Annotated in this window: 6 protein-coding genes; all 6 read left to right on the top strand. The window is 59.2% G+C overall.

Annotated features, from left to right (window positions below):
• A partial coding sequence (locus ABYT07_RS18520) for a TRAP transporter large permease subunit (RefSeq protein ID WP_372993499.1) occupies nt 1-955 on the top strand: 955 nt, incomplete at its 5' end.
• Nucleotides 952-2292: an amidase gene (locus ABYT07_RS18515; protein ID WP_372993498.1), complete on the top strand. Its 1341-nt coding sequence runs from the start codon at nt 952-954 to the stop codon at nt 2290-2292. The genes ABYT07_RS18520 and ABYT07_RS18515, both read left to right, overlap by 4 nt.
• Nucleotides 2293-2307: 15 nt before the next feature.
• A complete protein-coding gene (locus ABYT07_RS18510) occupies nt 2308-2502 on the top strand; it encodes a hypothetical protein (protein ID WP_372993497.1) in 195 nt (64 codons plus the stop codon).
• Nucleotides 2499-3470, top strand: a complete 972-nt coding sequence (locus ABYT07_RS18505) for a 2-hydroxyacid dehydrogenase (protein ID WP_372993496.1) — start codon at nt 2499-2501, stop codon at nt 3468-3470. The genes ABYT07_RS18510 and ABYT07_RS18505 overlap by 4 nt, the downstream gene beginning before the upstream one ends.
• A 125-nt stretch (nt 3471-3595) precedes the next feature.
• Nucleotides 3596-4756, top strand: a complete 1161-nt coding sequence (locus ABYT07_RS18500) for a lytic murein transglycosylase (RefSeq protein WP_372993495.1) — start codon at nt 3596-3598, stop codon at nt 4754-4756.
• Nucleotides 4757-4848: 92 nt separating this feature from the next.
• Nucleotides 4849-5611, top strand: a 763-nt coding sequence (locus ABYT07_RS18495) for a gamma-glutamyltransferase (RefSeq protein ID WP_372993494.1), incomplete at its 3' end; no start/stop codon positions are given.

Raw genomic sequence — 5611 nt, 5'->3', positions numbered from 1 at the left:
GCTGGCTTTTCCTGCTATGGCCAACGCCAATTACAACAAAAGCTTTGCGTCCGGTGTTATCTGTGCCGGCGGTACGCTGGGTATTCTGATCCCGCCATCGATCATGTTGATCGTCTATGCCGCCATCGCTGACCTGTCGCCGTTGCGCCTTTATGCAGCGGCGGTCTTTCCGGGGCTGTTGCTGGCTGGTCTCTATATTGTCTACGTGATTTTGCGTGTCTGGTCGAACCCGTCGCTGGCCCCCAAGCCTTCTATGGAAAACGTGCCACCGCCCAAGGAAATCTACAAAGATCTGCTGTTCAGCTTTGTGCCGCTAACCGTTCTGATCGCACTTGTTCTGGGGTCCATTTTGGGGGGGCTTGCGACACCCGCCGAAGCCGCCGCAATGGGCGCGTTGGGCGGTATGGTGCTGGCCGTACTTTACCGGTCGATGACTTGGACCAAGCTTAAGGAAAGCGTGTTCCTGACCGCCAAAGCGACCGCCATGGTGTGTTGGCTCTTTGTCGGCTCATGGACCTTTGCCTCCGTTTTCTCGTATCTGGGCGGGCATGACCTGATCGCGCAATGGGTCGGCGGAATGGATCTTGAGCCTTGGGAATTCCTGGTTCTGGCGCAGATCATCATCTTCTTGCTGGGCTGGCCGCTGGAGTGGTCTGAAATCCTGATCATCTTCGTGCCGATCTTCTTGCCGCTGCTCGAAGTGTTTGGCGTGAACCCTTATTTCTTTGCCATGCTGATTGCATTGAACCTGCAAACATCGTTCCTGACACCGCCCATGGCCATGTCTGCCTATTACCTAAAAGGCGTGCTCAAGGACCAGATCGAACTGATGGAGATTTTCCGGGGGATCATGCCGTATCTTGGCATCGTGATCCTGACGATGTGTCTGATGTATCTGTTCCCCGGCATCGCGCTGTGGTTCCCTGACTATCTGTTTGGTGAATACATTCCATGATCAAAGACGCATACAAACTTTCCGCAACCGAGGCGCTGATACTTTGCGCCTCGGGCAAACTTACGTCGGTGGAATTGGTCAAATCCTGCCTTGCGCAGATCACCGCCACCGATGATGCGATCCGCGCTTGGGCCTATCTTGATCCGGCAGCAGCGCTTGCACAGGCCGAGGAATGCGACCGTATTCGCAAGGCGGGGATGGCGGTTGGTGCGCTGCATGGTATTCCCGTTGGGTTAAAGGATATCATCGACACGGCAGACATGCCCACCGCGCGCGGCACGCCGATATTCGCGGGCCGCACGACCGACCATGATGCCCGTCTGGTTGAACTTCTGCGCGGTGCCGGTGCGGTGATCATGGGTAAAACCGTCACCACCGAGATGGCCTTTGTGCATGCCAACGACACACGTAACCCGCACAACACCGATCACAGCCCGGGCGGATCATCTAGCGGGTCCGCCGCAGCCGTTGGCGCGCATCACGTCCCGCTTGCCATCGGCACACAAACCAATGGCTCTGTGATCCGGCCAGCGTCGTTTTGCGGGACCTTCGGGTTCAAACCGACGCGCGGTGTCGTATCCCGCACAGGGCTGCTGCAAACCTCGGTATCGCTGGATCAGGTGGGGTGCTTTGGGCGTACCCTCGCGGATGTGGCGTTGCTGACGGATGTGATCGGCGGCTACGATGGCAGCGATGCCACCAGCTTTGCCCGCCCGCGCCCCGACATGTCCGCAGGGGCCGCCGAAGACGCGCCGGTGACACCCGAACTGGTCTGGTTTGACCTCCCCTTCAACGACCGCCTTTCCAGCGACGCCAAAGAAGGCCTTGAGGCCGTGCTGGAAATTCTGGACCCGCAGGTGACCCGGATGGACCCCGCCGACACCCTGTCGAACCTTGTTGCTGTGCAGGCGCGTATCCATGAATACGAGATATGCCAACATCAAGCCGAAGTGTTCGAAGGTCATTGGGACCAGATCAGTGAAACGCTCAAACCGGTGATCCTGCGCGGCAATCAGATATCGCGTGCCGAATACGAAGACGCGCTTGCGGTCAAAGCCTCGGCCGAGGCGTTCTTTGCTGATTTCTTTGTCGAATTCGATGCGATTATCGCGCCCTCAGCGGCGGGTGAGGCACCTTTATTTGGCACCGGCACCGGTGATCCGATTTTTTGCACACTTTGGACGTTGGCGGGATTGCCCTGCATCAGCCTGCCGTTGCTGGTCGGCGAAACTGGCCTGCCGATTGGTGTTCAACTGATTGGACCTGCCGAAAAAGACAACCGCTTGCTGCGCACGGCGCGCTGGCTGCAAACCCAACTGGCCGACGCGGCTGAATAAGGGAAAGGACACAATATGTCATACGCAACTAAATTGGTGATGGGGCTGATCGGGACTGCAATCTTCTGCATCTTCATCGGCGGACTTTCCAAAAGCATCTCAAGCGGTTTTGCAGGCTTTGTCGGCGGTGCCCCTTTTATGATAATCGGGCTGATCGTTTGCGGTATGGCCGTTTATGATTTCTGGGATGAATGCGTGCGCAAGAAATGACAGCGTCCGATCGTAAACCCCGTCTTTGGATTACGCGACGCCTGTCTGACGCTACGCTGGAAAGGGCCGCGCGCGATTATGATGTCGTCATCAATCACGAGGACCTGCCGGGAACTGCCGACCAGTTGATTGCGGCCAGTGCGGATTTCGATGCGATCATCCCGTGCCATTCCGAACATTTCAGCGCCGATGTCGTGGCGCAATTCTCGGACCGGCTTAAGATTGTTGCGAACCATTCTGTTGGGGTCGACCACTGCGATCTGCCTGCATTGAAAGAGCACGGTATCGTTGTGACCAACACACCTGATGTGCTGTCGGATGCCACCGCTGAGCTGGCGATGCTGCTGATGCTGGGGGCTGCGCGCAACGCGGTCGCGGGCGACCGCATCGTGCGCACCGGTGCTTGGGACAGCTGGTCACCGGCCTTTATGGTTGGCAAACAGGTGACAGGCGCGCGATTGGGTATCATCGGCATGGGCCGTGTGGGCCGCGCATTTGCGGCCAAGGCGCGCGGGTTCGATATGGAAATCCACTATTACAACCGTTCGGAATTACCGGCCGATCAGGCCAAGGGCGCGATTTATCACGATAGCGTCGAAAGCGTACTTGAAGTCGCTGATTTCCTGTCGCTGCATTGTCCGGCCACCCCCGACACAACAAACCTGATGAACCAAGATCGCTTTGCCCTGCTGCCGGCAGGTGCGGTCATCGTGAATACGGCACGCGGGGCCCTGATAGACGAAGATGCTTTGTTGGGCGCACTTGAAAAGGGTCAGATATCCGCTGCGGGGCTGGATTGTTTTAAGGCCGAGCCGGGCGGAAATCCGGCGTTTTCTGCACATGAAAACATCTTTATGTTGCCCCATATCGGCAGCGCCACCCGTAAAACCCGCGACGCGATGGGGTTTCGGGCGCTCGATAATCTGGACGCTTTCTTTGCCGGTCAAACTCCGGGTGACCTTCTGTAGACCTCTCGAGGGGACTAACTCATGTCCTCTCGGCAAAGCTTTGCTTGCTTGCAACTGGCCCTTTGCGCCCCTGCCTGCATCGGATAACCTGCCACAAAGCGGCAGGAAAAAAGGGCGCGAGCAGAATGACCATTTCACGCAGAAGTTTTACAATCGGGTTGGCGGCGCTGGGGCTGTCGGCTTGCGAAAATGCAGGTCGGGGGCAGGTGTTCGCGTCGCGCAGCGACAGCGCGCTGCCGGATGACCTGCGTCCACAGGCCAATGGGGCCTATGATACGTGGGTCGCCGCGTTCAAGACCCGCGCGCGCGGGCAGGGCATATCTGACAGTACTTTGCGGCGCGGGTTTGCGGGCGCAGGCTATTTGCCCGGCGTCGTGAAGCGGGATCGCAACCAAACCGAATTCAGCCGCACGCTTGAGGATTATCTGGCCATCGCCGCCTCTGACGAACGGGTGTCCAAGGGGCGCGCGGCCTTTGCCCGCCACCGCGACACCTTGCGCCAGATCGAAACCCGCTACGGCGTGGCCGCCGAAGTCGTGACAGCCGTCTGGGGGCTGGAAAGCTTTTACGGTGAAAGGCGCGGCAACGTGCCGGTGGTGTCGGCGACCTCCACACTTGCCTTTGACGGCAGACGGGGCGCGTTCTTTGAAAAGCAGCTGATCGCGGCGCTGAAAATTCTTGAGCGTGGCGATATCTCGGCCTCTGGCCTGAACGGAAGCTGGGCGGGCGCAATGGGGCACACGCAGTTCATTCCAACCTCGTACCAAGCCTTTGCGGTCGACTTCAATGGCGATGGCCGCCGCGATATCTGGTCTGATGACCCTGCGGATTCGCTGGCCTCGACGGCGGCGTATCTGGCAAAATCCGGCTGGCAGTCGGGCCAGAAATGGGGGGCCGAAATGGGCACGCCTGCGGCTGGCTCCGCGACACCCGTTTCCGTGCTGCAACCCGATGCCGGGGGGCCGCGCTTTGCCGTGTTCCGCAATTTTCAAGCGATCAAGCGCTACAACAACTCGGATAATTACGCGATTGGGGTGGGGCACCTGTCTGACCGGATTGCAGGTGGCGGACCGATCCAAGCCAAGTTCGGCCCTGATAAATACGGGCTGACGATCGACGATCGCAAAGCCTTGCAACAACGCCTTACCGCGCGCGGGTTTGATACGGACGGAACTGATGGCGTGATCGGCCCGAACAGCCGCAAGGCGATTGCGGCCTATCAGCAAAGCGTCGGGCTAAGCGCCACGGGCGATCCGTCGCGCGCCTTGCTTGATCGGTTGTCGTAAAGCGCCAATTCCGACTTGCGCGGCGGTGACCTAAACATCTGTTGCAAACCTACGGGGGTGGTCAGATACTTACCTTTGAAACAGGAAGGTTGATGCCTATGATCGCCCCCGATCCCCGCCTGCGCGACTGGCGCAGTACCGCGCAGACGGTATTTGACTGTGACAAAAGTCCCGCACACGGCGATCAGGGCATGGTGGTCACCAACCACCCGCTGGCCACTGCTGCGGGGTCCGAGATGCTGGCAGCAGGCGGCAATGCGGTTGATGCCGCGATTGCTGCCCTGTTCACCCTGTCGGTGGTCGAACCGATGATGGTGGGCATTTTCGGCGGCGGTGTCGCGCATATCCGCATGAAGGACGGCACGCATGTGGTGCTAGACGGGCTAAGTGCTGCCCCCTTGGCGGCGTCCCCTGATGCTTTCCGTCCCATCGCGGACAATGGGCCGAATTATATGCAGGTCGCGGGCCGCGAGACTGAGATCGGGCCCAAAGCTGTCGCAACCCCCGGCAATCTGCGGGGCTGGTGTGACGCACTCGACAGCTATGGCAGCCTGCCGCTTGACCATGTCATGGCCCCTGCGATCCGCCATGCCGAACAAGGTTTTGCCGTCACGCCTTATTTGGCCAACTGCATCGCAGAAGCCGCCGCCGAATTGGCACTTGATCCGGAGATTGCCCGCCACCTGCTCCCCGGTGGTGTGCCGCTATGTGCTGGGCAAAAGTTGGTAATGGCAGATTATGCCAAGACCCTGCGTGCCATCGCCAAAGATGGTCCAGATGTATTCTATCTCGGTTCCCTTGGCCAAGCGGTTACAGATCATATGGCCCGTGCCGGTGGTCTGATCACGGCTGAGG

The sequence above is a fragment of the Sulfitobacter sp. genome (assembly GCF_041552635.1).
Lineage (GTDB): Bacteria > Pseudomonadota > Alphaproteobacteria > Rhodobacterales > Rhodobacteraceae > Sulfitobacter.
The sequence above is the reverse complement of the archived record's forward strand: the minus strand, read 5'-3'. Positions and strand labels throughout refer to the sequence as shown.

Excerpts from the sequence above, each read along its gene's own strand:
- ABYT07_RS18515 (WP_372993498.1), top strand. The coding sequence starts at position 952 with ATGATCAAAGACGCATACAAACTTTCCGCAACCGAGGCGCTGATACTT.
- ABYT07_RS18510 (WP_372993497.1), top strand. The coding sequence starts at position 2,308 with ATGTCATACGCAACTAAATTGGTGATGGGGCTGATCGGGACTGCAATC.
- ABYT07_RS18505 (WP_372993496.1), top strand. The coding sequence starts at position 2,499 with ATGACAGCGTCCGATCGTAAACCCCGTCTTTGGATTACGCGACGCCTG.
- ABYT07_RS18500 (WP_372993495.1), top strand. The coding sequence starts at position 3,596 with ATGACCATTTCACGCAGAAGTTTTACAATCGGGTTGGCGGCGCTGGGG.